Genomic DNA, 26165 nt, shown 5'->3' on the forward strand with positions numbered 1-26165 from the left:
TTCAGGCGTCGGCCTGAGCCGGGCGCTCGTGCTGGTGCCGATTGGTGGAGGAAGTCAGCCGCCGCGCCTCGAACACGCCGTCGATGCGCCGCAGGGAGGCCAAGGTGTGGTCGAGGTGGCTGGCCTCCGCCAGCTCGACCACGAACCGGCCCACCACCACCCGGTCCCGGGAAGTGCTCACGTTGGCACTGATCATGTTGACGTGATTGTCGGCCAGGACGCGGGTGATGTCCGCCAGCAGGCCGCCACGGTCCAGGGACTCCACCTCCAGCTGCACCAGGTAGGCGCTCTGGGCGTGCTCGGCCCAGTGGACCTTGAGCAGGCGCTCGGGCTGCTGCCGCAGCTGCTCAACGTTCTGGCAGTCGGCGCGGTGTACCGACAGACCGGAGCCGCGGGTGACAAAACCAACGATCTCATCACCGGGCATGGGGGTGCAGCACCGCGCCAGTTTGACGAGCATGTCGCCCTCGTTCATGCCCTCGACGACGACGCCGGGGTCACCGGCGGAGAGGGCCCGCTTCCCGGTGGGTGCCGCCCGGGTGGGCAGCACCCCCTCCGCCAGGGTCTCCTCCGCGCCGGCCTCCCCACCGACAGACGCGACCAACGTGTCGACGACGTGCTGGGCGGAGATATGCCCCTCGCCCACCGCCGCATACAGGCCGTCGATGTCCTGCTTGTTGAGCGTCTCGGCGACGTTCATCAGCGAGTCGTGGCTCATGAGCCGCTGGATGGGCAGATCCTTCTTGCGCATGGCGCGGGCGATGGCGTTCTTGCCGTCCTCAATCGCCTCTTCGCGCCGCTCCTTGGAGAACCAAGACTTGATCTTGTTGCGGGCGCGGGTGGAGCCCACGAAGTTCAGCCAGTCGCGGCTGGGGCCGGCGCCCTGCGCCTTGGAGGTGAAGACCTCCACCGTGTCGCCGTTCTCCAGCTTGGTGTCCAGCGGCACCAGTCGACCGTTGACGCGGGCGCCGACGGTGCGGTGCCCCACCTCGGTGTGCACGGCATAGGCGAAGTCAACGGGCGTCGACTCACTCGGCAGTGCCAGCACGTCCCCCTTGGGGGTGAACACGTACACCTGCCCGCCGGACATTTCATAACGCAGGGAGTCCAGGAACTCGGCGGGGTCCTGAGTCTCCTTCTGCCAGTCGACCAGTTGCCGCAGCCAGCCGAGTTCACCGGCGTCGGAATCACCGGGGGCACCCCCCAGGGGGCTGGGGCCGGTGGCGTTGGGATCCTCCTTGTACTTCCAGTGCGCCGCCACCCCGTACTCGGCCATGCGGTGCATCTCGTGGGTGCGGATCTGAATCTCTACCGGCTTGCGGCCCGGACCGATCACAGTGGTGTGCAGCGACTGGTAGAGATTGAACTTGGGGACGGCGATATAGTCCTTGAACCGGCCGGACATGGGGGTCCAACGCGAGTGCAGCGCGCCGAGCACCGCATAGCAGTCCTGGACGGTATCGACGATTACGCGCACCGCCACCAGGTCGTAGATGTCGTCGAAGTCCTTCCCTCGCACGATCATCTTCTGGTAGATCGAGTAATAGTGCTTGGGCCGGCCGGTGACGATGCCCTTGATCTTGTTGACCCGCAGGTCCTCCTCGATCTGCAGGCGCACCTGCCGCAGGTACTCCTCGCGGGCGGGAGCACGCTCGGCCACCAGCCGCTCGATCTCGTCATACACGCCGGGGTACAGGGCCTTGAACGAGCGGTCCTCCAGCTCCCACTTAATGGTGTTCATCCCCAACCGGTGGGCCAGGGGCGCATAAATCTCCAGGGTCTCCTTGGCCTTGCGGGCGGCGGTCTCCTCCGGCACGTACTTCCAGGTGCGGGCGTTGTGCAGCCGGTCGCCCAGCTTGATCACCAGCACCCGGATGTCCTTGGACATGGCCACGATCATTTTGCGCACGGTCTCCGCCTGAGCGGCGTCCCCGTACTGGACCTTGTCCAGTTTGGTGACGCCGTCCACGAGCAGCGCGATCTCGTCACCGAAGTCGGCGCGCAGCCGCTCCAGGGTGTAGTCCGTGTCCTCCACCGTGTCATGCAGCAGTGCCGCGGCGAGAGTCTGCGGGGTCATGCCCAGTTCGGCCAGGATGGTGGCCACGGCCACCGGGTGGGTGATGTACGGCTCCCCGGACTTGCGCACCTGCCCGGCGTGCGCCTTCTCCGCAACCCGGTAGGCGCGCACGATCAGGCTGGTGTCCGCCTTCGGGTGGTTGGCGCGCAGCGCCCGCATGAGTGGCTCAATGGCCGGTGGGGTGGAGTGGCCGCGCGCCCCGAACCAGGCCAGGCGACTGCGCACACGCGACCCCGGCACCACCGTCTCATCGGCGGTGCCGGTCCCATTGCGCGTGTCCGTCGTCATACCCGGATCATAGCCGGGTCAGCGGTGTTTTATGCCGCCCGGCGCCAGGTCAGGCGGATTCGAAGACGACGACGGAGTCGATGTCCCGGCCGGCGAGCTTCTCGCGTCCACCCAGCCCGGCCAGCTCCAGCAGCATGCAGATCGACTCGACCTTCGCACCGGCCTGCTCGAGCAGGTCGATCGATGCGGCCGCGGTACCCCCGGTTGCCAGCACGTCGTCGATCACCAGGACGCGTGAGCCCTCCTCCACGGTCTCGGGCCGCAGCTCCATGCGGGCGGTGCCGTACTCGAGCTCGTAGTCCACACCCAGCACCGGGCCGGGCAGCTTGCCGGCCTTGCGCACGATCACCATGCCGATGCCCAGGTGCACGGCCAGTGGAGCGGCCAGGATGAAGCCGCGCGACTCCAGTCCGGCGACGGCATCGATATGGCCCCGGTAATGAGCCGCCAGGCCATCGATCAGGTTGGCGAAGGCCTCCCCGTTGGACAGTAGCGGAGTGATGTCGCGGAACAGCACGCCGGGCTCGGGGAAGTCCGGGATCTCCCGGAGGTTATCCAGGACAAGCTGCGTGAGTTCCTTCGGGAGGGCGGGTGAGATGGTCATGACCGCTTCTTCTTCCTCTTGGGCTGGGCGGAGATTCCGAGATGGTGTCCGGGGATGACGGGGGAGGCTGCGGGCGTGGCGGCAATGGCGGCCAGTGCCTCCGGGTCGTCTCCGGCTGCTGCCAGGCGCTCCCCGCGGGCGCGGGCGACCCGGGCCGCCTGCTCCTTGACGGCCGGCTCGCGGCTGCGCAGGTCCACCAGCAGCGGCGTGGCCAGGAACAGCGAGGAGATGGTGCCGGCGATCATGCCGATGAACAGGGTCAGGGCGATGTCGCGCAGGGTGCCGGCGCCCAGGATGAACGCGCCCACCACCAGCAGGGAGGCCACCGGCAGCACGCCGACCACGGAGGTGTTGATGGAGCGGATCAACGACTGGTTGACCGCCAGGTTGGCCAATTCACCATAGGTGGAGCGGGTCTGGGTCTCGAAGCCGTCGGTGTTCTCCCGGACCTTGTCGAAGACAACCACCGTGTCATACAGGGAGTAGCCGAGGATGGTCAGCACACCGATGATCGTGGCCGGAGTGACCTCGAAGCCACTGGCGGCATACACGCCCACGGTGATCAGGATGTCGTGGCACAGGGCCAGTAGCGCGGCCACCGCCATCTTCCAGGTACGGAAGTAGGCCCAGATGAGGGCTCCTACCAGCACGAAGAAGATGACCAGTCCGCGGATGCCCTTATTGGTCACGTCCGCCGACCAGGTGGGGCCGATGGTGGTCGCGGACACGTCGGCGTCGGTGACGTCGTACGCCTCCGCGAGGGCGGTGGACAGTCCGGTCAACTCGGTGTTGCTCAGTTCGTTAGTCTGCACCCGCACGGACGAGGAGCCCACGGTGGTCACCGACGCACCGGAGGACAGCCCCTGCTCGGCCAGCACATCATTAGCTGGGCCCACGTCGGGCTCGGCCAACGCGGTGATGGTGACTTCCGAGCCGCCGCGGAAGTCGATGCCGGGGGTCAGCCCGACGGTGGCCAGCAGCACGATGGACGCCGCCACCACGACGCCGGCGATCGCATACCACAGGCGGCGCCTGCCGATGAAGGGTAAGGAGGTGGTGCCGGAATAGAGCTCGTTACCGAGCTGGGCGAGGGACTTCATGCCTGCTCATCATCCTTTCCGCTCGCGTCTTCGGCTTCGACGGCGTCGGCCTGCTCTCTGGCACGGCGCGCCTCAGCCCGACGGCGGGCCAGGGAGCCGCCCGCGCCGACCGCACTCGCTGCCGCCCCACCCCGGTAGACGGCGCCAGAGCGGGCGCCCAGGTGCTCAGGGTCCAGTCCGGACCAGCGGTGCCCTCCCCGAAGAAGCGGAACCGCAGGATCCACACCAGCATGGGGTGGGTGAACAGGATGATGACCGCCAGGTCGACGACGGTGGTCACCCCGAGGGTGAAGGCGAATCCCTGCACGCCGCCGACCGCCAGGAAGTACAGCACCACGGCGGCCAGCAGGTTCACCGAGTCGGACACGATGATCGTGCGGCGGGCGTGTCGCCAGCCCTCGTCCACGGCCACCACCAGCGTGCGCCCATTGCGCACCTCGTCGCGCACGCGTTCGAAGTAGACGATGAAGGAGTCCATGGTGATGCCGATGGCGATGATCAGTCCGGCCACGCCCGCCAGTGACAGGCGGTAGCCCATCAGCCAGCTCAGCAGGGCGATCACCAGGTAGGTGCCGGCGGCGGCCATCAGCAGTGAGGCGACTGCCACCACCCCCAGGCCCCGGTACTGCCAGGCCAGGTACACCACGATCAGGGCGAAGCCGATCAGCCCCGCGATCAGTCCGTTGCGCAGCTGCTCGGTTCCCAGGGTGGCGGAGATGTGCTGCTCGGACTGCACGGTGAAGGACAGCGGCAAGGAGCCGAAGGACAACTGGTTGGCCAGGGTGTTCGCCTCGGACTGGGTGAAGTCGCCGGAGATCTGCACGCGACCGTCGGTGATTGCGGTGGTGACGGTGTCGTTGAAGCCGGAGGCCATGATCGTCAGTCCGTCGAGCACGATGGCGAACTCGGCCTTCTGGGAATCGGTGGAGGTGGCGTCCGAGGCGGCGGCGGCCGCATCGCGGTAGGCGATTAGTCGCCTTGAAACCTCGGCGAACAGGTCGCTGCCCTCGGAGTCGAATTCCAGGTTGACCACCCAGTTGTTGGTGGTGGTGCCCTGGCTCGTGGTCTCCAGACCGGAGGAGGCCGCTGCGATGTTGGTGCCGGCGATCTCCGCCGGGCCAAGGATGTAGATGGTGCCGCTGCCGTTCCGGGCGCAGGAGATGACCGCGGCGTCGGGGTCCTGGGCCTCGCCGGACAGGGCGTCCTCGGAGGTGCAGTCGGTCATGTAGGCGTCGTAGATCAGCTGTTCGGAGATCCAGGCGTCCGAGGAGTTGTCGTCGCTGGTGGACTCCAGCGGATCGGAGGAGATGGTGCCGTCGCCGTTGACGTCCGCCAGGCTGGTGGCCATCTCCTCGGCGGTTACCGGGGCAAGCGTGGCGTCAGCGGAAGCTGCATCCCCGTCAGTCTCTGTACCCTCTTCTGTGCCGTCTGTACCTGTACCCGATTCCACGCCCGTTTCCGTGGCGCCGTCGGTCGCGGCCGCGGAGGCAACGGAGTCGGCGTACTCGTTCTGCATGTCTGCATAAGCCGCTGCGTTCATCTGCAGGATTCGGATCACCGGGCGGAAGTACAGCACCGCGGAGGTGCGTACCAGGTCCAGCGTGTCCTCGCTGGGCGTGCCGGGCAGGGAGACCATGATGTTGTTGCCGCCCTGGCGGGAAATCTGTGCCTCGGAGACGCCGGTGGCGTCCACGCGCTGGCGGATGATCTCAATGGCCTGTTCGATGTCCTCGTCGGTGATCTCCGAGCCGTCGGAGGTGGTGGGTGTGAGGATGATCTGGGTGCCGCCCTCCAGGTCCAGGGCCAGCCCCGGAGTCATCTGGGTGCGCCCGGTGGCCGTACCGACCGCCAGGGCCACATAGCCCAGCACAATAACCAGGAGCGCCACCAGCAGGCGCCGGCCCGGATGCTTGAGTTTTTTGGTGGACACTTGGGTCCTCTCCTCGGGAAGGGCGGTCGGTGCCTCCGCCGTCGCGGGGCATTGGCGCGTGTTGGTCTCAGGCCTGGGGCTGTGTCTCGGCCGGCTCCTCGGGGGGCTCGTCCGCGGCGCCGCCTGCGTCTTCGCCGTGCGCAGCATCCGGGTTCGCGGGGACAACGGTGTCAGATGCCTCCTCGGCAACCGCATCCTCATCCTCCGCGGACGCGAAGGGCGGCTCCTCGGCACCGACGATCGCGCTCTTGTTCCACAGTGACTCGTCCCCCAGTGGGGTGGCCAGAGTGACAACGTCGCCATCGATCTCGACAACGGTGCCGTAGAAACCGGCGCGGGTCCGCACCCAGGTTCCGGGAACGAGTGCTTCCTCGGTGCGCCGGTTCTGCTCGTCCACCATCCGCTGCTGCTGCTTGCGGGCGAATCTGGACATGAGCCAGAAGGCCAGCAGCATGATGATCAGCATTAGCAGCATGGGGTCCATCGTGATGACTCCGTTCGTGAGGAATCCCGTCGTCGCCTCGGCGTCGGGCGTGTGCGAGTCTAGGCCACCGGGGGCGGTGCCTGCCCGGACGTTAGGGGTGCGCCGGTGTGACACGCGCCCCTTATCCGTGCCTACGCGGGGCCTTTAGGTGCCCATTCAAGTGGTGTTCAGGTGAATAGGGCGCCGTCTTCGGGCGGGCGCAGGCCCAGGTGCGTGTAGGCGGCGGGCGTGGCCATGCGGCCGCGCGGAGTGCGCACGAGCAGCCCCTCGCGGAACAGGTAGGGCTCGGCAACCGTCTCGATCGTCTCCGGCTCCTCCCCCACGCTCACGGCCAGCGTGGCCAGCCCCACGGGCACGCCCGCGAAGCGAGTACACAGGGTCTCCAGCACCGAGCGGTCCAGCCGGTCCAGGCCCAGCTCGTCGACCTCGAACACCTCTAGCGCCCCGCGGGTGGCGTCCAAGTCCAGCTGTCCGGGCGTGCCGTGCACCTGCGCCCAGTCCTGCACGCGGCGCAGTAGCCGGTTGGCGATGCGGGGGGTGCCGCGGGAGCGGCGGGCGAGCTCACCGGCGGCATCGGCGTCAATGCTCACTCCCAACAGGCCGGCGGAGCGGGTGACGATGCGGGTCAGGTCGCCCGGCCCGTAGTAGTCGAGGTGGCCGGTGAAACCGAAGCGGTCGCGCAGCGGGGCGGGCAGCAGGCCGGCGCGGGTGGTGGCACCGACAACGGTAAACGGCGGCAGGGTCAGTGGGATGGAGGTCGCTCCCGGCCCCTTGCCGACCACCACGTCGACCCGGTAGTCCTCCATCGCCAGATAGAGCATCTCCTCGGCGGTGCGGGCGAGCCGGTGGATCTCGTCGATGAACAGCACATCCCCCTCCTCCAGGGAGGACAGGATGGCGGCGAGGTCTCCGGCATGTTGGATGGCGGGGCCGGAGGTGATGCGCAGGGCGCCGTCCACCTCGTTGGCGATGATCATCGCCAGGGTGGTCTTGCCCAGGCCGGGCGGGCCGGACAGCAGCACGTGGTCGGGTACGGCGCCGCGGGCCAGGGCGGCGCGCAGCACCACGGAGAGCTGGCCGCGCACCACCTGCTGGCCGACGAAGTCCTCCAGGCGCTTGGGGCGCAGGGCGGCCTCGGCGGCGCGTTCGGCGTCGTCGGCGCCGCCACCGACCATGCGGCCGCCCCCTTCCGGGACGGCACTGGCAGCGGGGTAGTCAGCCACGGGCTCCTCCTCCCAGGTGCCGCAGGGCGGCGCGCAGCAGTTCCGGCACCGGCAGCGGCGCGTCCGGCTCGGTTTCCGCGTGAGCGGCCTCGACGGCGGCGACGGCGCGGGTGGCGGCGGTCTCGTTCCAGCCCAGTTGGATCAGGGCGGCGACGACGTCGGGGTTGGGTTCGCCGGCGGGTGCCGTCGGCGTGGGCTCCGGTGCCGTGCCGGTGGGCGGGCCGAGCTTGTCGGCGACGTCGATGATGATCCGCTGGGCGCCTTTGGGGCCCAGGCCCGGTACGCGCTTGAGGGCAGCCACGTCCTCGCCGGCGACGGCGCGGCGCAGCGCGTCGGGCGTGTGCACCGCCAGGATCGCCAGTGCGAGTTTGGCCCCTACACCCTTGGCCCCGAGCAGTACCTGGAAGCAGCGGCGTTCGTCGGCGTCGGCGAAGCCGTACAGGGTCAGGGCGTCCTCCCGCACGATCAGTTCGGTGTGGACGAACCCCTCCTCGCCGACGCGTAGCCCGGCCAGGGTGGCGGGCGTGGCCTGGAAGGACATGCCGACGCCGCCCACCTCGATGGTCGCGGCGGCGAGGGAGACCTCGAGGACGGTTCCGCGCAGTGACGAGATCATGCGGCGTGGGCTCCTTGGAATGTGGGCGTCGAACACATGTTCAGCATGGGGTCGACTCTAGCGGGTTCGGCGGCGCGGGTCGACGGCGCCGGTGCGGCGCGCCCTCGCCTGTGCGGCCGCCCACGCCTGCTGGGCGGGAGTGCGGGCGGAGGCCCGGATCGAACCGCCCGCGGAGACCATGTCCGTGCTGCCGTCGACGCCGGTGCCGCCACCGCGCCAGGCGTGGCAGATGGCCTGGGCCAGGGCGTCCGCCGCGTCGGCGGGGCGGGGCGGGGCGTCCAGGCCGAGGATGCGCCGGACCATTGCCTGCACCTGGGCCTTGCCGGCGGTGCCGGAGCCGGTCACCGCCGCCTTGGCCTCGCTGGGGGTGTGCTGGGCGACCTCCAGTCCGGCGCGGGCCCCGGCCACCATCGCCACCCCGATCACCTCGGCCACGGGAACCACCGAGCGCAGATTGTCCTGGGCGAAGACGCGTTCGACGGAGATGGCGGTGGGCGCCAGCCGGGCGATCCAGTCGTCCAGGGCGTCGGCGATGGTCAGCAGCCGCAGTTCGGGACTGGCAGAGGCCGGGGTACGCACCACCCCGACCTCCACCAGGCGGGCACGGCGCCGCGCATCGACGTCGATGCAGCCCAGTCCACAGCGGGTCATGCCGGGGTCGATGCCCAGCACGCGCTGCTCGGCGACGGCGCCGCGACGGCGGCCGCCCCGTCCAGGGGCCCGCTCGGTGGCCAGCGGGGACGGTTCGCTCATGGCTGCGCCTGGCGGTGGCGAGGTCTAATCGTCGCCCGCGTCGAGCTGGGCGGCAACCTCGGGGGTGATGTCGACGGAGGTGTAGACGTTCTGCACGTCGTCGAGGTCCTCCAGGGCATCGATCAGCCGCATCACCTTGCGGGCGCCGTCAAGGTCCACCGCCACGGTGGTGCCGGCGACGAACTGGGACTCGGCGGACTCGTAGTCCATGCCGGCGTCGGTGACGGCCTTGCGCACCGCCACCAGATCGCCGGGCTCGGAGATGATCTCGAAGGATTCGGCACCCTCCACGACCTCCTCGGCACCGGCGTCGAGCACGGCCATGAGGATCGTGTCCTCGTCCACGCCATCACCCTTGGCGACCTCGACCACGCCCTTGCGGGTGAAGTTGTAGGCCACCGAGCCGGGGTCCGCCAGGGAGCCGCCGGTGCGGGTGAAGGCGACGCGCACGTCCGAGGCGGCGCGGTTGCGGTTGTCGGTCAGGCACTCGACCAGGAAGGCGACGCCCTCGGGGCCGTAGCCCTCGTACATGATGGTCTGCCAGTCGGCGCCGCCGGCCTCCTCGCCGCTTCCGCGCTTGACGGCGCGGGTGATGTTGTCCGCCGGGACCGAGTTCTTCTTGGCCTTCTGGATGGCGTCGTACAGGGTCGGGTTGCCGTTGGGGTCGCCGCCGCCGGTGCGGGCGGCGACTTCAATGTTCTTGATCAGGCGGGCGAAAAGCTTGCCGCGCTTGGCGTCGATGGCGGCCTTCTTGTGCTTCGTGGTGGCCCACTTGGAGTGACCCGACATCTGTTCTCCTTGCAGTCTTCCGTTCCTCCCGGCGGCGAGGGTCGGGAGGCCGTATGCGAACATACCTACGTCAAGTCTAAGGGGTCGGTCAAAACGCGCCGGCCCTAGGTCGCGTTGTGTAAGTCGTTTGCGGTGGTGGGGCGAGTGGGTCTTGCACCGCCCCGTTGGACCGCCCACGCCCCGTTGGACCGCTGTAACCGGCGGCTACGGCGGTCCAACGGGGGAACAGGGGTCCAACCGGGGAACAGCGGTCCAACTGACAGGCTCAACAACCACACACCGTCACCCAAGCACTTACACAACAGGACCTAGTGCTCGACGACGTGGCGCACCCGGCCGTCCCAGCCGTCCAGGAGTTCACGGGCGAGTGCCGGAAGGATATGCGGGTAGACGGTCATGCCGGCAGCTACGGCGGCGTCCAGCTCGTCCAATTCCCACCAGCGCAGCGAGTCCAGCACCTGCCGCTCGGTGTCGGTCCAGCCGGAGCGGTCCACGCCGACGCTCGCCTCGAGGTGCGTCAGGTAGAACAGCTCGTCCTGGCGGCAGGTGACCTGGTTGAAAGTGAACAGCGCCCTGCGTTCCACAACCGGTCCGGTCAGGGCCGCCTCGGCCAGGGTGATGCCGGTCTCCTCCGCGAGCTCGCGACGCGCCCCACCGATGGGCGTCTCCCCCGACAGCAGCCCACCGCCCGGCGTGAATCCCCACGCATGGGTGGTGTCGCCGAAGTCATGGCCGACGACCAGCAGGATGGCGGGCCGGGGCACACGCCGCAGGGCGATCACGCGCGCCGCCTGGCGGAACGGCAGGCCGGCGGCGTTCAGGTGCCACTCGGAGGCGTCGAGCAGCTGGGTCCAGTTGGGCGGTACGCGCAGCGGGTCACGCCCGTCGGCGGCGAGGGTGGGGGCGGGCCAGGGCAGGTCGCCGACGTCAGCGGGTGAAGACATAGCGTTGCTCGACTATAGCCGCCAGCAGGGCGGACTCCTGTACCGCAAAATCGGCGTCGGCGTGCCCGTCGATCGCCTGCTGACGCAGCTGCGCCAGGGAGGCGGCCGCCTTCAGGAACGCCTGCATGGCCCTGGCGGCTGCCGGACCGCGACTCATGGCCCAGCGGCGGGCGGCCGCCCGCCCGGCGCCGGTGGTAATCATGGTGACCTCGGCGGGCGTGAGCCAGCCCGCGCGCTGATAGTCCGCCAGCCGCTGCCGCATGGTCATGCGTTCGCTCCAGCGCAGCCACAGCACCAGGCCGATCGCGGCGATGAAGAAGGGGACTGCGACATAGAAGTACAGGGACGGTTCACTGGCCAGCACACCGTTCCAGAAGGAGTGCATCACGATCGCGCAGGCCAGCCCCAGCGGTGTGGTCCACATCCACGCCAAGTTTGACCGCATGCGCACGCTCGCCCCGATCGCCAGCCCGGTGCAGGCGGTGAAGGTGACGTGGGCGAAGGGCGAGGCGATCCCGCGCTGGAGGAAGACGAACAGCAGCTCGTCGGAATACCGCACGAAGTACAGGATGTTCTCGGCGAAGGCGAAACCGGCGGCTACCACCGATGCGTAGACGATCCCGTCGACGGCGCCGTTGAAGGTGCGCCGCCACAGCAGGAAGATGATGAGCACGCCCAGACCCTTGGTGGATTCCTCCGCGATCGGTGCGGTGACGACCGCGGAGACGAGCTCGCCGCCGGACACCGTGCCGGTAGTGGATGACACCAGTAGGGAGGCAGAGGTGTTGATCACCATGGAGACGACGGTGGCCACGCCGGCACCCCATAGGAAGGCGGCCACCAGTACGCCGGGCGGTTCGGGCTCCCAGCGGTCGATCCAGCGGACCGTTACCAGGACGATGCCCAGCGGTACCAATGCCAGCAGGATGGGCTCCATCAGCTCGGAGGCGGCTCCGGTGGTGGAGGAGAAAATGATCCACAGCATCACCGCCAGCCCTACCGCTCCCAGGCAGGCCATGATCCAACTGACAATGGTGCCGCGGCGGCGGTGCACCATCGCCTGCGGTGTCCACGTCGGGGCGGAGGAAGGCTGTACGGGGCTGACCGCCGGGTAGCCGTTGCGTCGATACCCGGGGCGGGGTGCCCAGGCGTTGCCGGGGCCGGGGTAGGAGGACGGGGTGCTCATGATGTCACCTGCGTGTTTCCGGATGGGCTCGGCGCATCGGTGGCGTCGTCAATGTCGAAGGTACGTGGCAGGGGGGCGTGGCCTGCCAGGTGCAGCGCCCGTACGTCCAACGCCGCACGCAGGCGCCGGGCCTCGGCCACGTGCGTGTTGTGGAAACGGCGGGCCAGCACCATTCGGTAGGCGGCCTTGTCCAGCCGGTCCAGGGCGTCCTGGCCCCGCGGGTCGGCGGCGAGCGCGGCGCGCGTGGGCGCGTCGACGACGGCGCGGATCACCCGGGACAGGTCGGACTCGATACGGGCACGGCTGCGGGTGCCCTCGCCGGTCGGCTGGGCCGGGGTGTCCGTGTCCAGGCCGTCGTCGACGATCGGGCCCTCGGCGTCGAGCGCGTCGTGTGCGGCCTGCGACAGCAGCAGCGCGGAGGCGGGGTCGAGCAGACCGGAGGCCGCCAGGTCGGCGGCGGCCTGTGCCCGGTGGACCAACTGTGCCTCCAGAGTGGCTCGCGATCCCAGCACCTGCCGGTGCAGTCGGTCCACGCGCAGTGCCTTGGCATACGCCGACCAGGCGATCCCCAGAAACACCAGTGCCGCTGCGAGCACGACGACGGCGGGTCCCAGCCAGGTGGGCGGCCCACCCGGCGGGTCCGCAGGCGGGGCCGGCAGCTGCGACCCCGCAGCAATGATCGGGTTGAGCATGGCTTTACTCCTCCGGTCAGTCCTCAAGGGCGTCGCGCAGTCTGCCCACCATGGTGCGCGAGCCGGGGGCAATGGTTACGCGCGTGTGGGCCGTGGACAGGGCCATGTCGTACACATCCAGCACGGCGTCGGTGACCGCGGACCAGTCGTAGCGGCCCACCACCGCGGACGCGGCGGTGCGGCGAGCGTCGGCGGCGGCGGTGTCGGTGAGAGTGTCGATGATGGCGCGGGCCAGGTCGTCACTGTCACCGTTGCGGAACAGGGCGCCATAGGTGCCCTCGCCGAGGACGTCGGAGAACGCGGTCAGGTCGGAGGCGACCACATGGGTGCCGGCCGCCATCGCCTCCACCAACACAATGCCGAAGGACTCCCCGCCGGTCTGTGGGGCCACGTAGCAAGAGCAGGAGGCGAGCATCGCGGCCTTGTCGGCGTCGGAGACGCCGCCGAGGAACACCACCTGGTCGCCGAAGCGCTCCAGGGCGGCGCGCTCCTCCGCGGCGTCACCACGGCCGGCGATGAGGAAGCGGGCGTCCGGGATGGCGGCCAGCACCGTGGGAATGGCGCGGGCAAGTACCTGCAGGCCCTTGCGGGGCTCATCCAAACGGCCCAGGAAGGAGATGGTGGGGGCCTGCGTGGTGCCCACGAAGCGCGGATCATCCTTGGGGGCGTCCGCGAAGGGGGCGACGTACACGCCGTTGGGGATGACCACCGCGTCGCCGCCGTGGTACTGGATCAGGGTGCGGCGCGCCTCCTCGGAGACGGCGATGCGGGCGGTGAGCTTCTCCACCAGCGGCACCGCTACCGGGGACAGCAGTTCACGGGCCAGGGAGCGGTCCATGGCGGCGTGGAAGGTGCCGACCACCGGCCCGTCGGACGCCTGCAGGGCGAGCATGCCGACGCTGGGGGTGATGGGCTCGTGGATGTGCAGCAGGTCGAAATCGCCGGCGGCCAGCCAACGGTGGGCGCGGCGAGCCACCGCGGTCCCGAAATTGAGGCGGGCGATCGAACCGTTGTAGGGGATGGCGATGGAGTCGCCGGCACTGGTGACCCAGTCCGGCAGCTCCAGGTCCGACGAGGCGGGCGCCAGCACCTGCACCTCGTGTCCGCGGCGCATCAGCTCACGAGCCAAATCCATGACATGCACCTGCACGCCGCCGTGCGCGTCCAGCGAGTAGGGGCATACGATCCCGATTCTCATGCGCCGGCCTCCGGCTCGGCCTCGCCCGCCGGCTGCCTCGCGGACTCGGCGGCATGCCTGCGCGCGAGCCGCTCGGGATCGAGGTCGGCGTCGAAAACCGCCTGCAGCATGTGCCAATCGACGGCGTGTTCCATCAGGCGGGGGGCGACGTCGGCCACCCAGGCGTGGGTGAGAGCGGTGACCCGCTCACGCCCCACCAGGCCGGCGGGCGCATCCACCGGGCGGATGGTCAGCACGATGCCCCAGCGGGATCCGGCCCGGCGGCGGCGCTCGCCGTCCAGGCGCTCGTAGTGCAGGGAGGCGTCGTACAGGGGCACGCCGAGCCTGCCGGCCAGGGCCGCCGGCCCAGCGGCCACGCGCGCCGGGTGTCCGGCCAGGTCGGTCAGGATGCCGGAGCTGGACAGGTCGCGGTCGGCCAGTAGGGCGACCACGTAGTGCCCCTGGCCGGCGGTCTCGACCAGCCGGTCGAAGACCTTCTCCCCCCGGCCCTGGCCGATGACCTTCATGCCCAGGCCCTCGCGGAAGTCCACGAACTGTTCGAACAGGTCCGCCGGCTCCAGCTTCTCTGCGACGGTGAGTACCTGGGCGAGCTCCTGACTGGCCCAGGCGCCGGCCAGGTCCCAGTTGCCCATGTGGGGCAGGGCGATCACGATGGAGCCGTGTTTGAGGTCGGCATATGCGCGCGGGTCGATGTCGGGGCGCACGCGGGCGCCGATCTGCTCCAGGCTCATACCGGGCAGGGCGAAGGCCTCGTAGAAGTAGCGCATGTAGGAGCGCATGCCGGCGCGGGAGGTACGGCGCACCTGGCGGGCGGAGGCGCCCGGCATTATCCGCGCCAAGTTCTTCTCGAGTTGGCCGACGCCCTTCTCGCCGCCGCGCAGCCGGTGCCAGGCCCAGGCGGCGTCGGCCCCGGCGGCGGACAGGGCGTACCCGATTGGCGCGGGCACCTTGCGCACATGCCGCCACGCCAGCCGGTACAGGTCCTCGATTCCGATGCTCATGGGCGCGCCTCCGCCGCCGGTCGGGTCAGCTGCCGGTGGACGGTGGTCACCCGCTGAATGACGGTGATCAGGGAGCCGACGGCCACGAGCGCCAGGGCGGCGGTGAGCACCCATGCGGGCGCGCCCAGGCCGACGGCGAGGACGCCGACGGCGGTGATGATCAGCCGGTCGGTGCGCTCGGCGATGCCTACTGCCGCGGTGGCGCCCACGGACTCGGCGCGGGCGCGGGCGTAGGGGACGGCGGCCGCCAGCACCACGGTGGTCACAGCGACGGCGACCGTCCAGGTGCGCAGCGGCCCGGCCTGAAGGTGCACGGCGGCCCATACGGCCAAGGAGCCGAAGACGGCGCCGTCGGCCAGGCGGTCCATGGTGGAGTCCAGGAACGCGCCGAAGGGCGAGCTGGTACCGGTCAGGCGGGCGAGGATGCCGTCGAAGGAGTCACCGATCAGCACGGCCGCCAGCAGGATGGGACCGAGGATGAAGCGCCCCTGCGGCAGGGTCAGCACCGCCACGGCGATGGTCGCCACGGTGCCGGCGACCGTGAGCATATTCGGGGTGACGCCGATCCGGGCCAGCCCCCGGGCGGGGGCGGTGAACAGGGCGCGGGTGATGCCTCTTCCGTGTTGTCCGAGCATGCGGCTCCTCAGCGTTCCGGGTCGGGACGGCCCGTGTCCAGTGCGGTGGGCGCGCTGTCCCAGGCCGCGGCGAGCTGGTCACGCTGGTCTCCCAGCAGCTGGGGCACGGGTTTGGTCTTGCCGATGATCGGCATGAAGTTGGCGTCACCGGTCCAGCGGGGCACCACGTGCTGGTGCAGGTGGGCGGCGATGCCCGCGCCCGCGACCTGACCCTGGTTCATGCCCAGGTTGAAGCCATGCGGGTGGGAGACGGCGCGCACCACCTCCATGGCGCGAGCCGTGAGCACGCCGATCTCGGTGCGCTCGGCGGCGGTGGCCTCGGTCCAGTCGGAGATGTGCCGGTAGGGACAGATCAGCAGGTGGCCGGTGTTGTAGGGGTACAGGTTCATCAGCACGTAGGCGGTCTCGCCCCGGTGGACGATGAGGGCGTCCGTGTCCGACCGCCCGGGGGCGGCGCAGAAGGGACACTGGTCGGCGGAGTCGTCGGAGGGCTTGTCCTGCCCGCCGATGTAGACCATGCGGTGTGGGGTCCACAGCCTTCCGAAGGGGTCGGGGGTGTCGGCGGGCTGGAAGGGCGCCTCGATACGCACGCCGTCGACGACGGTGCCCTCCAGGCGCGTCAGCGCGGGCGCCTGCCCGGACGCGTCGGTGCCCGGGTCGGCCGCCTCCGGGAGGTACTCCTGCGCGGCTGTCTGGCCGGTCATGTCAGTCACGGGTGAGCTTCTCCCCCGCCGGCTCGTTGATGCGCTCGGCAATGACGCGGGTGATGTGCTCGATGGCCTCGTCCACGGGCACGCCGTTGGTCTGGGCGCCGTCGCGGAAGCGGAAGGAGACGGCACCGGCGTCGGCGTCATCCCCGCCGGCGATCAGCGTGAAGGGGACCTTCTCCTTGGAGGCGTTGCGGATCTTCTTACCGAAGCGGTCGTCGGAGTGATCCACCTCCACACGCACGCCCCGGGCCCGCAGCCTAGCGGCCACGTCGTCGACGTATGCGTCGAAGGCCTCCGCCACGGGCACCAGCCGCACCTGCACGGGAGCGAGCCAGGCGGGGAAGGCGCCGGCGTAGTGCTCTGTGAGCACGCCGATGAAGCGCTCCACGCTGCCGAGCTTGGCGGCGTGAATCATGATGGGGCGCCGGCGCGTGCCGTCGGCGGCCGTGTACTCCAGGTCGAAGCGCTCGGGCTGGTTGAAGTCGTACTGGATGGTGGACATCTGCCAGGTGCGGCCGATGGCGTCCTTGACCTGCACGGATACCTTGGGGCCGTAGAAGGCGGCGCCGCCCGGGTCGGGCACCAGCTCCAGTCCGGTGGAGGTGCACACCTCCTCAAGGGTGCGGGTGGCGGCCTCCCAGTCGGCGTCCGACCCGATGAACTTGTCCTTCTTGGCGCCGTCCTCGTCGCGGGTGGACAGCTCCAGGTAGAAGTCGTCCAGGCCGAAGGCCTTCAGGATCGACAGGAAGAACTCGATCTGCCTGCGGATCTCCTCCCCGGCCTGCTCGGGGGTGCAGTAGGTGTGGGAGTCGTCCTGGGTGAAGCCGCGCATGCGGGTGAGCCCGTGTACCACGCCGCTCTTCTCGTAGCGGTAGTCGCGCCCCATCTCGAAGAAGCGCAGCGGCAGCTCACGGTAGGAGCGTCCGCGGGAGCGGAAGATCAGGTTGTGCATGGGGCAGTTCATGGCCTTGAGGTAGTACTCCTGGCCGGCCTTGGTGATGTTGCCCTCGGCGTCGCGCTCCTCGTCGGCGAGCATGGGCGGGAACATGGTGTCCGCGTAGTAGGGCAGGTGCCCGGAGGTGTGGAACAGGCCGCCCTTGGAGATCTCCGGGGTGTGGACCAGGTCGTAGCCGGCCTGGATGTGCCGGTCGATGACGTACTGCTCGATCTCGTGGCGCAGGATGCCGCCCTTGGGGTGAAACACGACCAGTCCGGGGCCGATCTCCTCGGGGAAGGAGAACAGGTCCAGTTCGGCGCCGAGCCGGCGGTGGTCACGGCGGGCGGCTTCGGCCATACGGGTCTGGTAGGCCTTCAGGTCCTCCTTGGTGGCCCAGGCCGTGCCGTAGATGCGCTGCAGAGAGTCGCCGTTCTGGTCGCCCTTCCAGTAGGCGGCCGAGGAGCGGGTCAGGGCGAAGCCGTTGCCGATGAGCTTGGTGGAGGGCAGGTGGGGACCACGGCACAGGTCCTTCCAGGCCACGGTGCCGTCGCGGCGCACATTGTCATACATGGTCAGGCCGCCCGCCCCGACCTCCACGGAGGCGGACTCGGCACCCGCCCCCTTGGTGGTGATCAGTTCCAGCTTGTAGGGCTGGTCGGCCAGTTCGGCCCGTCCCTCGGCCTCGGTGATGTCGCGCCGCCGGAAGGTCTGATTCTCCTTGACGATGCGCTTCATGCGCTTCTCGATTTCGCGCAGCAGCTCGGGGGTGACGGCGTCGATCCCGCCGAAGTCGTAGTAGAAGCCGTCGGTGATGAAGGGGCCGATGCCGAGGTTGACGTCGGGGAAGAGCTCCTGGACGGCCTGCGCCATGACGTGCGTGGCGGAGTGCCGCAGGATGTTCAGCCCATCCTCACTGTCCAACGTGATGGGCTCGACGACGGCCCCCGCCGGGAGGGCGCGGTCCAGGTCCCAGGGCTCGCCGTTCACCTTCATGGCGACCACCTCACGGGCGTCCACGAACAGGGTGGCGCCCGTGGTGCCCGCCTCGATGCTGCGGGTGGCGCCGTCGAGGACAATGTCGAAGGTGGGCTGGTTGGACACGGGGACTCCTTTTGATCAATCGATCAGCTCAGGCGGGCTGTACTGGTGCCCGCACGCACCGGATCATACCGAGTGACGCAACCGGCCCCGGATCAGAAGCCGGTGTCGGTGGGCTCGGGGTAGAAACGCCGGAACTTGCGCCACTGGTTCAGCTCTCCCGCCAGCCGGTAGGCACGGCGTCTGGCAGAGGCATCCTTGGGGTTGTTCAGCGGGTTGATGACGCGCCCCGAGCGGCGCAGTTCCCACACGCGACGGCTCAGGGCCTTATCGCGCACGTAGCGGTCCAGGAGACGCCCAGGCACCAAGGTGTACAGGCATCCGGCCGTGAAGCGGGCCGGCGCCGTCGGCTCCCCGTCCACCACGTCCGCGACCAGTACCTCCATCGGGTTCACGCCCGCACCCACGCAATAGAAGCTGTTGCGCCCGATGCGCGGGTTGACCTCCAGGAAGAAGAACTCGCCGGTGCGCGGGTCCTGCTTGATGTCGAAGTTCGCGAAGCCCCGGTAACCGGTGGCCGTGAGGAAGCGCTCGGCGGCGGCGAACAACTCCGGCGCGTCGAAGGTGATCATGGCGCAGGGGTTGCCGAGTGTCGCCGGGGCGTGCTCCTCCAGCAGCACGCGGGCCGCGGCGCTCATTGATACCTGGCCGCGGGAGTCGACGTACGCCGTCACGGAGTACATCGCCGTGTCATCCCCGGGAACCAGTTGCTGCACCACGAAGCGGCTGCGGAAACCGGCGTCCGCCAGGGTGCGCCACAATTCCTCCAGTGCGGCCGCATCCTGGATGAAGTAAACCTTCTTGCGGCCCTCGAACTCCAGGGTCTCGTAGGTGGAGGAATCCGCCGGCTTGGCCACCAGGGGGAAAGTGAGGTCATCCGGCAGCGGCGCCGGCCTCCAGTCGGGTGCGTCGGCGCCGGATAGGTCCTGGTAGAAGGAGCGGGGCACCGGCAGATCCTGCTCCGCGGCGACGCGGGCGAATCCCTCCTTGTCGCTTACCAGGTCGATGGTCTCCAGCGACGGGATCGGCACCAGGTAGAACCGCTCCAAGCGTTCCCGGTGCTCGGCCAGGACGCGGATCCGCCAGTCGGTGTTGGCTATCAGCAGCAGCGGCACGCCGGGGTTCTCCTCGCTCAGGCGTGCGCCCAGGGCCTCCAGTTCCACAACCAGTCCCTCGGCGTCGTCGGCGCGGTCGCACTGGTGCCGGGTGACGATCGCGGAGTCCCGGATCGCCAGCGGGTCGTACTTGGTGACCAGCACGGACACCACCCCGTAGGCGTCGTTGAACTGACGTGCCAGCGCATAAGCGCCAATGTCACCACCGACGATGACCGGCTGGAACTTCTTCATAAGCATGCTCCTGAGACTGAGGGGCGGCCCTCGTGGGCCTGCTAGCGGATGGTACCGGCTGCCGACCCGTTACACTCGCCTACACCCGCCGTTACCAACCGCGGGTCGCGTGGAGGAGGTCACCATGACTAAACCCGACAGCCGTTTCCCGGAGCTGCGCGCCGAACTGGCCCGCCTGAGCGGGACCAGTGCGCAGGATTGGTATCCGGTTTTCAAGGCGCGCTACGGCATGCAGGTGGCCTTCGAGCAGATTCGTGCCGTGCACGGTGACGGGGCGGTACTCACCCAGTTGTTCACCTGCTGCACCGCAGTGGTACCAATCATGGCGGCGGGGCTCACCCCGCGCTACGCCGATATCGACGCCGACACCCTGGCGCTGGCCCCCAGCGCCGTAGACGCGGCCACCGCCCCCGACAGCGGGGGCGGCCCGGTCGTCCCACTGCGCGGCCTGGTCATCCAGCACACCTTCGGCATTCAGGGGGGCGAGGAGGCCGGCCGGCTGGCGCAGCAGGCACGCGACCTGGGCGCCGTCGTCATGGAGGATGCAGCCCACTGCGTCACCCGACTCGCGCGTGGAGACGACGGGCAGCCGCTCGCCGACGTGTCCTTCCACTCCTTCGGCGTGCAGAAGATCCTGCCGACACACTTCGGTGGGGCGGTCTGGGTCAACCCTCAACTGGCACGCCGCGATGCCGCCCTGGACTCCGCACTGCGAGTTGCGCTGGCCTCCTTGCCGGACCTGAACCACCGCCTGGGCGCCGCCGCCCGTATGTACCGCAATCAGGCCCGGGTCCTGGCTCACCTGCCACGCGCCGTCTCGGCGCCCGCCCGCGCCGTCGCCTCCCGCACCGGCCTGTTGGAACCGCCGATCGCCACGGCCGAGGAGGCCGGTCGACTGCCCTACGCACCGATGGTTCCCTCCGGCTGGGTTGCCCGCACCGCCACCGCCGCCCTGCGCCGCCTACCCGAGGCCGACGCCGCCCGTATCCGGGTAGTCGACCGCTACCGCGAAGCCCTGCCCGGACTCGCGGGTGTCACCGTTCCCGGCGGGGTACTGCGCGGCGACCCGGCCCCCCTGCTGCGCGTCCCCTTGCTGCTTCCCAACACCGACGAGGCCGAGCGGCTCATCGCCGGCATGCGGGCCATCGGGGTTTTCGCGGAAAGGTGGGGCCGCCCGCTGCTGTATCCGGGAGTAGATGATGAGGCCGCTTTCTGCGTGCCCGCGGCCCCCGGCAGTCTGCCGGTGACGCGGGACGTCTCGGCGCGCGTGGTGGCACTGCCGACCGAGCTCGACGACGCCCACGCCGCCGACGCGGTCCGCCTGGTCCAGGAGTGGTCGCGCCATCGCGCCTGATGCCGCGCCGACGTCAGCGACCCAGCCACTTGCGCACCAAGTGACGCGTACGCCGCGCCCGCCCCAGGGCCTGGTACACCACGGGCCGGGTCGGTACGTCCCAGGCGCCATCGACCTCGGTGGGATGCTGGGCGAAACGGCGCTTGTAGCGGCCCACGCCGTACAGTTCCGGGACCCGGGTGGACTCGGCCCCCATCAGGTCCAGGCTGCGTATGCCCTCCTTGGCGAGGGTGCACGCCACCGCCCAGTCCAACGCCTCGGCGCCGCGGAAGCTGCGTGAGGCGTTGGAGGAAGCGCCGTAGTAGGTCGCCGCGTCCTTGCCTGCAACGGTTACCAGGTCCCAGCAGTGCGGAACGCCATCACGCCGCAGTACGAACAGCCGAGCATGCTGCGGCCCCAGGGTGGTGAGCATGTCCCAGTAGACCTGGGAGGGATGGGGCCGGAATCCGTCGCGCTCTGCGGTGGCTATAAGCACTTGGTATACGCTCTCGAACTCCTCTCGACTCAGACCGGTCTCCTCGGCAATGGTGCAGCCCGCCTCGCGGGCCACGCGCTCGGCCCGGCGCACGCCGCGACGCCCGTCCTTGGGCATGGCCGCGCGAATGGCCTCAGGGGTGCCGGGGCGCAAGTCAATAACATAGGTGCGGTCGTAGGTTATGGAACTCATGAGCGGCAGGGTGTCGCGCGCGCAGAAGCGGGCGTGCATACGGATGAAGACGACACGCTTGTCGCGCCGCCGCACTTCGCGCACGAGCAGCTTACGCAGCTCGGCCTCGCGGGTGGGGGACTGCTCGCCGAGCCACACCGGCCCGTGCTTTGCCCATAAGAACGGCCATCTCGCCATCGAGTAGCGGTACAGGGCGATCACCGCTACCGTTTTGGAATCAACTTCGTAGGCGTAGCGACCGAACAGGGGTCTGCCTTGGCTGCGTTCGAAGTCCTCCCAGGGCTCCAACTGCTCCAGGGGCGCGGGCGCGCCCCCGATCGCGATACGCATTTGGCGTGCGTCGAGGGCGATGAGACGGCCACGGGCGGGTGATGGCGTAACGGCCATAAGCACACTCCTGAGAGAAACCTGTGTTTTTCACATGTTATTGGCCGCTCTGATCGTCTGACATCCTTCGCGGGGATGATCGGCCACCCCGGCTCCTCCTCAGGGAGAGTTCCCCGTCCTCCTCCGGGCGCAGGACCGTGACGCGTCGCCGCGCCGACGCAGCAGCGGCTTCGGGTGAAAGCGGTGGAACTTACGATCGTGGTTGAGTTTCTGGATGGCTACCAGCACGCGGCGACGCAGCGAGCGCTCGGCAGGATCCAGAAGCGGGTCGACGGCCCGCGGTGCCAGCCGCACCACCCTTCGGCGCAGCGCCGGGTCGTCGAGCTGATGCAACAGAAGGTGATGTGGCAGCAGGCTGTAGAGCACTTCGCGGCGAGCCTCCCGACGAGGGCCGGGGCGGCCGTCGACGAGGTCGGAGATCATGGGGACCATCGGGTTGACGCCGGCGGCACTCATATAGAAGGAATTCCGGCCGATACGGGGGTTCACCTCGAAGAACACGGGCTGCCCGTCGCGGGGGTCGATCTTGATGTCGAGGTTGGCGAAGCCCCGGTAATCGACTAGGGACAGGAGCCGTTCGGAGGCCTCCCACAGCTCCGGATACGGCTCGGTGATCATGGCCACAGGATTGCCGATCAGTGACGGCGCATGATCCTCTAGGAGGACCCTTGCGGAACCGATCATGGTGGTCTCACCGGTGGAGGCGACATATGCGGTCACCGAGCGCATGGCGTCGTCGTCACCCGGTATGTACTCCTGTATCAGGAAGGTGGAGGCGAATTCGGCCCGCCGCAGGTCCTCCCACAGGCCGTGTAGCTGCTCGGGGCTGTCCAGGAAGTAAATCTTGCGCTTCCCCGCGAAGGTCAGCTCATCCCAGTCGGAGCCGATGGCCGCCTTGCCCACCAACGGGAAGGGGATGTCGATCTTCGGATCACCCGCGGCCAGGTCGGCACCGGTGATCACCGCCTGTCGCGGCGTGCGCAGTCCCAGACTCTCGCAGGCGGCGCTGAAGCCGACCTTGTTGCTCAGCTGCTCCATGGCCCGCAGGGAGGGGAAGGGCACGACGTAAACCGGTTCGAGCCGCCCCCGGTGGGAGGCGAGCGTGTGGGCGACCGAATCATGGTTCGCCATTACCACCGCGCTGTGCGCGGCACGGTTGGCGGCCAGTCGCTGCAACAGGGCAATCAGGGCCTCGCCCTCGGCCTCCTGAAAGACGACGTCGATGTACGAAGACAACACGATGGCTTGAATCGGCCGGGACGCGATGAGGGTCACCCGCTGGCCGGTGGCCTCATGAAGCTGACGAGCCAGAGCGTATGCGCCGATGTCTCCGCCGATGACGACTGGCAGCAGTCCCGGCCGGTTGGACTGGTCAAGCTGCGCGCCGGTCAAAACAACCTCCTGCTGGTGTACCCGTGTCGGGGTGCGTCCACGAAGAAGGCCCCGAACCACCCGGTCCGGGGCCATACGCGTGGGCGATACTGGGATCGAACCAGTGACCTCTTCCGTGTCAGGGAAGCGCGCTCCCGCTGCGCCAATCGCCCGAGCGGATGACGGGACTCGAACCCGCGACCCTCACCTTGGCAAGGTGATGCTCTACCAACTGAGCCACATCCGCATGCCTGGCCTCCCGCGGGAGGCGCACAGGAAAAGTTAGCAGAGCAGTCCGGAAGCTGACAAATCCTACCGGTCCCGGCACGTGATGACCTCGCTCACGCTCGCACGCCGTGCTCGGTTTCCGCCGCTGGAGCATCAATCCGTGGCACAGTTGTGCCCATGCACAGTTCCAGAAACGCCTCTGCCGACGTCTCTTCGCCGTCCGCAGTACCCTCCGCACCCCGGCCTGCCCGGGCTAAGTCGGCGTCGGAGGAGGAACGCCCGGAGTCGCCCAAACTGTCGACATGGCCGGGCCGCCCCTACCCGCTGGGTGCCAACTACGACGGCTCCGGCACGAACTTCGCCCTTTACTCCTCAGCAGCCGAGGCCGTGGAACTGTGCCTGTTCGACGACGCCGGTCGGGAGACCCGCATCCCGTTGACGGAGGAGGACGCGGACGTGTGGCACGCCTATCTGCCGTCCGTACAGCCCGGCCAGCACTACGGCTACCGGGTGCACGGCCCCTACGACCCCGCCAACGGGCACCGCTGTGACCCCTCCAAACTGCTGCTGGACCCCTACGCGAAGGCGATGTCCGGCCAGGTGGTCGGATCGCAGGCGCTGTACTCCTACGACTTCTCCGACCCCTCGACCCGCAACCAGGAGGACTCCGCGCCCGACACCATGCGCTCGGTGGTGGTCTCCCCGTACTTCGACTGGGGCCGGGACCGGCCGCCCAGCCACGAATACCACAACACCATCATTTACGAGGCACACGTCAAGGGACTGACCAGACTCAACCAGCACATTCCCGAGCACCTGCGCGGCACCTACGCGGGCCTGGCCGAGCCCGCGGTCATAGACCATCTGAAGGATCTCGGCATCACCGCGATCGAGCTGATGCCAGTGCATCAGTTCGTCAACGACGCCTTCCTGCAGGACAAGGGACTGTCCAACTACTGGGGCTACAACACCATCGGCTACTTCGCCCCGCACAACGCCTACGCCGCCCACGGCACCGACGGCCAGCAGGTGCAGGAATTCAAGGCCATGGTCAAGGCCCTGCACGAGGCCGATATCGAAGTGCTCCTGGATGTGGTGTACAACCACACGGCCGAGGGCAACCACATGGGGCCCACACTGTCGTTCAGAGGCATCGACAACGCCGCCTACTACCGGTTGGTCGACGGCGATCAGGCCCACTACTTCGACACCACCGGCACCGGCAACTCACTGCTCATGCGCTCCCCGGCGGTATTGCAACTGATCATGGACTCATTGCGCTACTGGGCCACCGAGATGCACGTGGATGGCTTCCGCTTCGACCTGGCCTCCACCCTGGCACGGCAGTTCCACGAGGTCGACAAGCTCTCCGCCTTCTTCGACATCATCCACCAGGACCCGATCCTCTCCCAGGTCAAGCTGATCGCCGAGCCCTGGGACGTGGGTGAGGGCGGATACAACGTGGGCGAGTTCCCCGCCCTGTGGAGCGAATGGAACGGTAAGTACCGGGACACCGTGCGCGACTTCTGGCGGGGCGAACCCTCCACCCTGGGCGAGTTCGCCGCCCGGATCACTGGCTCCTCGGACCTGTACCAGCGCTCGGGACGCACGCCAGTGTCCTCCATCAACTTCGTCACCGCCCACGACGGCTTCACCCTGCACGACCTGGTCTCTTACAACGAAAAGCACAACGAGGCCAACGGAGAGAACAACGCCGACGGCGCCTCCGACAACCGCTCCTGGAACTGCGGTGCGGAGGGGCCCACGGATGACCCCGACGTGCTGGCTCTGCGCGGGCGGCAGGTGCGCAACTTCATTGCCACCCTGATGTTCAGTCAGGGCGTGCCCATGCTCTGCCACGGCGATGAGATGGGCCGCACCCAGGACGGCAACAACAACGGCTACTGCCAGGACAATGAGACCACCTGGGTCAACTGGGACCTGACCGAGGAGCAGGAGGACCTGCTGCAATTCACCCGCAATATGATCCGCATGCGCCGGGAGCACCCGGTGCTGCGGCGCCGCCGCTTCTTCACCGGCGAGGCCGCGCACGGCGGCGAGTCCGAGCTCGGCGAGATCGAGTGGCTGAGCCCGTCGGGTGCGCGCATGACCGACGAGGACTGGGACACCTGGTACGCCCGGGCCATGGCGGTCTTCCTCAACGGCGACGCCATCCATGAGCCCGACGAGCGCGGCCAGCGCATCAGCGACGACTCCTTCCTGGCGCTGTTCAACGCCTCCGGCGAGGACATCGTCTTCACCCTGCCCGGCCCCGACCACAGCCCCCGCTGGCGCACCGTGCTGGACACCGCCCCGAGCACGGCTCCTCGACCCCAGCAGGTGGCGACCGGTTCCGGGGAGGAGTGGGAGGCCGGCCAGCAGGTGACGGTGGAAGCCCACTCCATGCTGTTCCTCATGTCCATCCCCGCGCCCGAACCGGCTACCCCCAAGCCGTGGCCGAGGAGGAAGCGCCCGCCGCACCCCAGGTCGCGGTGGAGGCACTCGCCGATACCGCTGCGGCGGTGACAGCGCCCGCCGCACCGT

21 protein-coding genes, 2 tRNA genes and 1 pseudogene are annotated in these 26165 nt (G+C 69.0%); 2 read left to right on the forward strand and 22 right to left on the reverse strand.

Annotated elements, in window-relative coordinates; all coding sequences use genetic code 11:
- Position 1: 1 nt before the first annotated feature.
- The 18 genes and pseudogenes from C3B71_RS07885 to C3B71_RS07970 all read right to left on the reverse strand — a co-directional run bounded on the left by C3B71_RS07885 (position 2) and on the right by C3B71_RS07970 (position 19614).
- Positions 2-2365 (reverse strand): RelA/SpoT family protein, encoded by a 2364-nt coding sequence (locus C3B71_RS07885; RefSeq protein WP_073331894.1) that lies wholly within the window; start codon positions 2363-2365, stop codon positions 2-4.
- Positions 2366-2414: 49 nt separating this feature from the next.
- Positions 2415-2969, reverse strand: coding sequence for an adenine phosphoribosyltransferase (locus C3B71_RS07890; protein ID WP_073331891.1), 555 nt, complete (start codon positions 2967-2969; stop codon positions 2415-2417).
- Complete coding sequence (gene secF, locus C3B71_RS07895) at positions 2966-4069, reverse strand: protein translocase subunit SecF (protein ID WP_108967242.1); 1104 nt, start codon at positions 4067-4069, stop codon at positions 2966-2968. The genes C3B71_RS07890 and secF overlap by 4 nt, the downstream gene beginning before the upstream one ends.
- A pseudogene (gene secD / locus C3B71_RS07900) lies at positions 4066-5999 on the reverse strand (protein translocase subunit SecD). The gene secF and the pseudogene secD overlap by 4 nt, the downstream one beginning before the upstream one ends.
- 67 nt (positions 6000-6066) lie before the next feature.
- Positions 6067-6474 (reverse strand): preprotein translocase subunit YajC, encoded by a 408-nt coding sequence (locus tag C3B71_RS07905; RefSeq protein WP_181574830.1) that lies wholly within the window; start codon positions 6472-6474, stop codon positions 6067-6069.
- A 176-nt stretch (positions 6475-6650) separates the two neighbouring features.
- Complete coding sequence (ruvB, locus tag C3B71_RS07910) at positions 6651-7658, reverse strand: Holliday junction branch migration DNA helicase RuvB (protein ID WP_073332150.1); 1008 nt, start codon at positions 7656-7658, stop codon at positions 6651-6653.
- A 40-nt stretch (positions 7659-7698) separates the two neighbouring features.
- The gene (gene ruvA / locus C3B71_RS07915; RefSeq protein WP_108967244.1) at positions 7699-8322 is read right to left on the reverse strand and encodes a Holliday junction branch migration protein RuvA; all 624 of its coding nucleotides are present in this window, start codon (positions 8320-8322) and stop codon (positions 7699-7701) included.
- Positions 8323-8379: 57 nt separating this feature from the next.
- On the reverse strand, positions 8380-8994 hold the full coding sequence (gene ruvC, locus C3B71_RS07920) for a crossover junction endodeoxyribonuclease RuvC (protein ID WP_073332148.1): 615 nt from the start codon (positions 8992-8994) through the stop codon (positions 8380-8382).
- A 105-nt stretch (positions 8995-9099) separates the two neighbouring features.
- Positions 9100-9864 (reverse strand): YebC/PmpR family DNA-binding transcriptional regulator, encoded by a 765-nt coding sequence (locus C3B71_RS07925; protein ID WP_108967246.1) that lies wholly within the window; start codon positions 9862-9864, stop codon positions 9100-9102.
- A 308-nt stretch (positions 9865-10172) separates the two neighbouring features.
- Entirely contained in the window at positions 10173-10808 is a 636-nt protein-coding gene (locus tag C3B71_RS07930; protein WP_108967249.1) for an NUDIX hydrolase, read from the reverse strand.
- Positions 10792-11994, reverse strand: a complete 1203-nt coding sequence (locus C3B71_RS07935; RefSeq protein WP_108967251.1) for a PrsW family intramembrane metalloprotease — start codon at positions 11992-11994, stop codon at positions 10792-10794. The genes C3B71_RS07930 and C3B71_RS07935 overlap by 17 nt, the downstream gene beginning before the upstream one ends.
- A complete protein-coding gene (locus tag C3B71_RS07940; RefSeq protein WP_234415847.1) occupies positions 11991-12686 on the reverse strand; it encodes a hypothetical protein in 696 nt (231 codons plus the stop codon). The genes C3B71_RS07935 and C3B71_RS07940 overlap by 4 nt, the downstream gene beginning before the upstream one ends.
- Before the next feature lie 16 nt (positions 12687-12702).
- Positions 12703-13884 (reverse strand): glycosyltransferase family 4 protein, encoded by a 1182-nt coding sequence (locus C3B71_RS07945; RefSeq protein WP_108967253.1) that lies wholly within the window; start codon positions 13882-13884, stop codon positions 12703-12705.
- Complete coding sequence (locus C3B71_RS07950; RefSeq protein ID WP_108967256.1) at positions 13881-14885, reverse strand: phosphatidylinositol mannoside acyltransferase; 1005 nt, start codon at positions 14883-14885, stop codon at positions 13881-13883. Before C3B71_RS07950 ends, C3B71_RS07945 begins: the two co-directional genes overlap by 4 nt.
- Positions 14882-15520: a phosphatidylinositol phosphate synthase gene (gene pgsA, locus C3B71_RS07955; protein WP_108967258.1), complete on the reverse strand. Its 639-nt coding sequence runs from the start codon at positions 15518-15520 to the stop codon at positions 14882-14884. The genes C3B71_RS07950 and pgsA overlap by 4 nt, the downstream gene beginning before the upstream one ends.
- 8 nt (positions 15521-15528) lie before the next feature.
- The gene (locus C3B71_RS07960) at positions 15529-16233 is read right to left on the reverse strand and encodes an HIT family protein (RefSeq protein WP_395994444.1); all 705 of its coding nucleotides are present in this window, start codon (positions 16231-16233) and stop codon (positions 15529-15531) included.
- Entirely contained in the window at positions 16226-18268 is a 2043-nt protein-coding gene (thrS, locus tag C3B71_RS07965; protein ID WP_108967260.1) for a threonine--tRNA ligase, read from the reverse strand. Before thrS ends, C3B71_RS07960 begins: the two co-directional genes overlap by 8 nt.
- A 92-nt stretch (positions 18269-18360) precedes the next feature.
- On the reverse strand, positions 18361-19614 hold the full coding sequence (locus C3B71_RS07970) for a carboxylate--amine ligase (protein WP_073331859.1): 1254 nt from the start codon (positions 19612-19614) through the stop codon (positions 18361-18363).
- A gap of 124 nt (positions 19615-19738) precedes the next feature.
- Between C3B71_RS07970 and C3B71_RS15895 the strand changes: the two genes are divergently transcribed.
- Positions 19739-20968 (forward strand): DegT/DnrJ/EryC1/StrS family aminotransferase, encoded by a 1230-nt coding sequence (locus C3B71_RS15895; RefSeq protein ID WP_159097665.1) that lies wholly within the window; start codon positions 19739-19741, stop codon positions 20966-20968.
- Positions 20969-20981: 13 nt separating this feature from the next.
- Here C3B71_RS15895 and C3B71_RS07980 read toward each other — a convergent pair whose 3' ends face one another.
- The 4 genes from C3B71_RS07980 to C3B71_RS07995 form a co-directional block, all read right to left on the reverse strand.
- Positions 20982-21965: a lipid II:glycine glycyltransferase FemX gene (locus C3B71_RS07980; RefSeq protein WP_108969700.1), complete on the reverse strand. Its 984-nt coding sequence runs from the start codon at positions 21963-21965 to the stop codon at positions 20982-20984.
- A gap of 156 nt (positions 21966-22121) precedes the next feature.
- Positions 22122-23414 carry a carboxylate--amine ligase gene (locus C3B71_RS07985; protein WP_108967262.1) on the reverse strand — a complete coding sequence of 431 codons (1293 nt, stop codon included), beginning with the start codon at positions 23412-23414 and terminating at the stop codon, positions 22122-22124.
- 80 nt (positions 23415-23494) lie between these two features.
- Positions 23495-23566, reverse strand: a tRNA-Val gene (locus tag C3B71_RS07990).
- 1 nt (position 23567) lies between these two features.
- A tRNA-Gly gene (locus C3B71_RS07995) sits at positions 23568-23640 on the reverse strand.
- 158 nt (positions 23641-23798) lie between these two features.
- Here C3B71_RS07995 and glgX point away from each other — a divergent pair.
- The gene (gene glgX, locus C3B71_RS08000; protein ID WP_108967264.1) at positions 23799-26147 is read left to right on the forward strand and encodes a glycogen debranching protein GlgX; all 2349 of its coding nucleotides are present in this window, start codon (positions 23799-23801) and stop codon (positions 26145-26147) included.
- Positions 26148-26165 lie beyond the last annotated feature (18 nt).

It is taken from the genome of Actinomyces sp. Z16, assembly GCF_003111765.1.
In the GTDB taxonomy this organism is placed as follows: domain Bacteria; phylum Actinomycetota; class Actinomycetes; order Actinomycetales; family Actinomycetaceae; genus Actinomyces; species Actinomyces glycerinitolerans.

Bases quoted from the DNA above. Each gene is read 5' to 3' on its own strand.
- C3B71_RS07885 (WP_073331894.1), bottom strand. From the start codon at position 2,365: ATGACGACGGACACGCGCAATGGGACCGGCACCGCCGATGAGACGGTG.
- C3B71_RS07890 (WP_073331891.1), bottom strand. From the start codon at position 2,969: ATGACCATCTCACCCGCCCTCCCGAAGGAACTCACGCAGCTTGTCCTG.
- secF (WP_108967242.1), bottom strand. From the start codon at position 4,069: ATGAAGTCCCTCGCCCAGCTCGGTAACGAGCTCTATTCCGGCACCACC.
- C3B71_RS07905 (WP_181574830.1), bottom strand. From the start codon at position 6,474: ATGCTGCTAATGCTGATCATCATGCTGCTGGCCTTCTGGCTCATGTCC.
- ruvB (WP_073332150.1), bottom strand. From the start codon at position 7,658: ATGGTCGGTGGCGGCGCCGACGACGCCGAACGCGCCGCCGAGGCCGCC.
- ruvA (WP_108967244.1), bottom strand. From the start codon at position 8,322: ATGATCTCGTCACTGCGCGGAACCGTCCTCGAGGTCTCCCTCGCCGCC.
- C3B71_RS07925 (WP_108967246.1), bottom strand. From the start codon at position 9,864: ATGTCGGGTCACTCCAAGTGGGCCACCACGAAGCACAAGAAGGCCGCC.
- C3B71_RS07930 (WP_108967249.1), bottom strand. From the start codon at position 10,808: ATGTCTTCACCCGCTGACGTCGGCGACCTGCCCTGGCCCGCCCCCACC.
- C3B71_RS07935 (WP_108967251.1), bottom strand. From the start codon at position 11,994: ATGAGCACCCCGTCCTCCTACCCCGGCCCCGGCAACGCCTGGGCACCC.
- C3B71_RS07940 (WP_234415847.1), bottom strand. From the start codon at position 12,686: ATGCTCAACCCGATCATTGCTGCGGGGTCGCAGCTGCCGGCCCCGCCT.
- C3B71_RS07945 (WP_108967253.1), bottom strand. From the start codon at position 13,884: ATGAGAATCGGGATCGTATGCCCCTACTCGCTGGACGCGCACGGCGGC.
- C3B71_RS07950 (WP_108967256.1), bottom strand. From the start codon at position 14,885: ATGAGCATCGGAATCGAGGACCTGTACCGGCTGGCGTGGCGGCATGTG.
- pgsA (WP_108967258.1), bottom strand. From the start codon at position 15,520: ATGCTCGGACAACACGGAAGAGGCATCACCCGCGCCCTGTTCACCGCC.
- C3B71_RS07970 (WP_073331859.1), bottom strand. From the start codon at position 19,614: ATGAAGAAGTTCCAGCCGGTCATCGTCGGTGGTGACATTGGCGCTTAT.
- C3B71_RS15895 (WP_159097665.1), top strand. From the start codon at position 19,739: ATGACTAAACCCGACAGCCGTTTCCCGGAGCTGCGCGCCGAACTGGCC.
- C3B71_RS07980 (WP_108969700.1), bottom strand. From the start codon at position 21,965: ATGCGTATCGCGATCGGGGGCGCGCCCGCGCCCCTGGAGCAGTTGGAG.
- glgX (WP_108967264.1), top strand. From the start codon at position 23,799: ATGCACAGTTCCAGAAACGCCTCTGCCGACGTCTCTTCGCCGTCCGCA.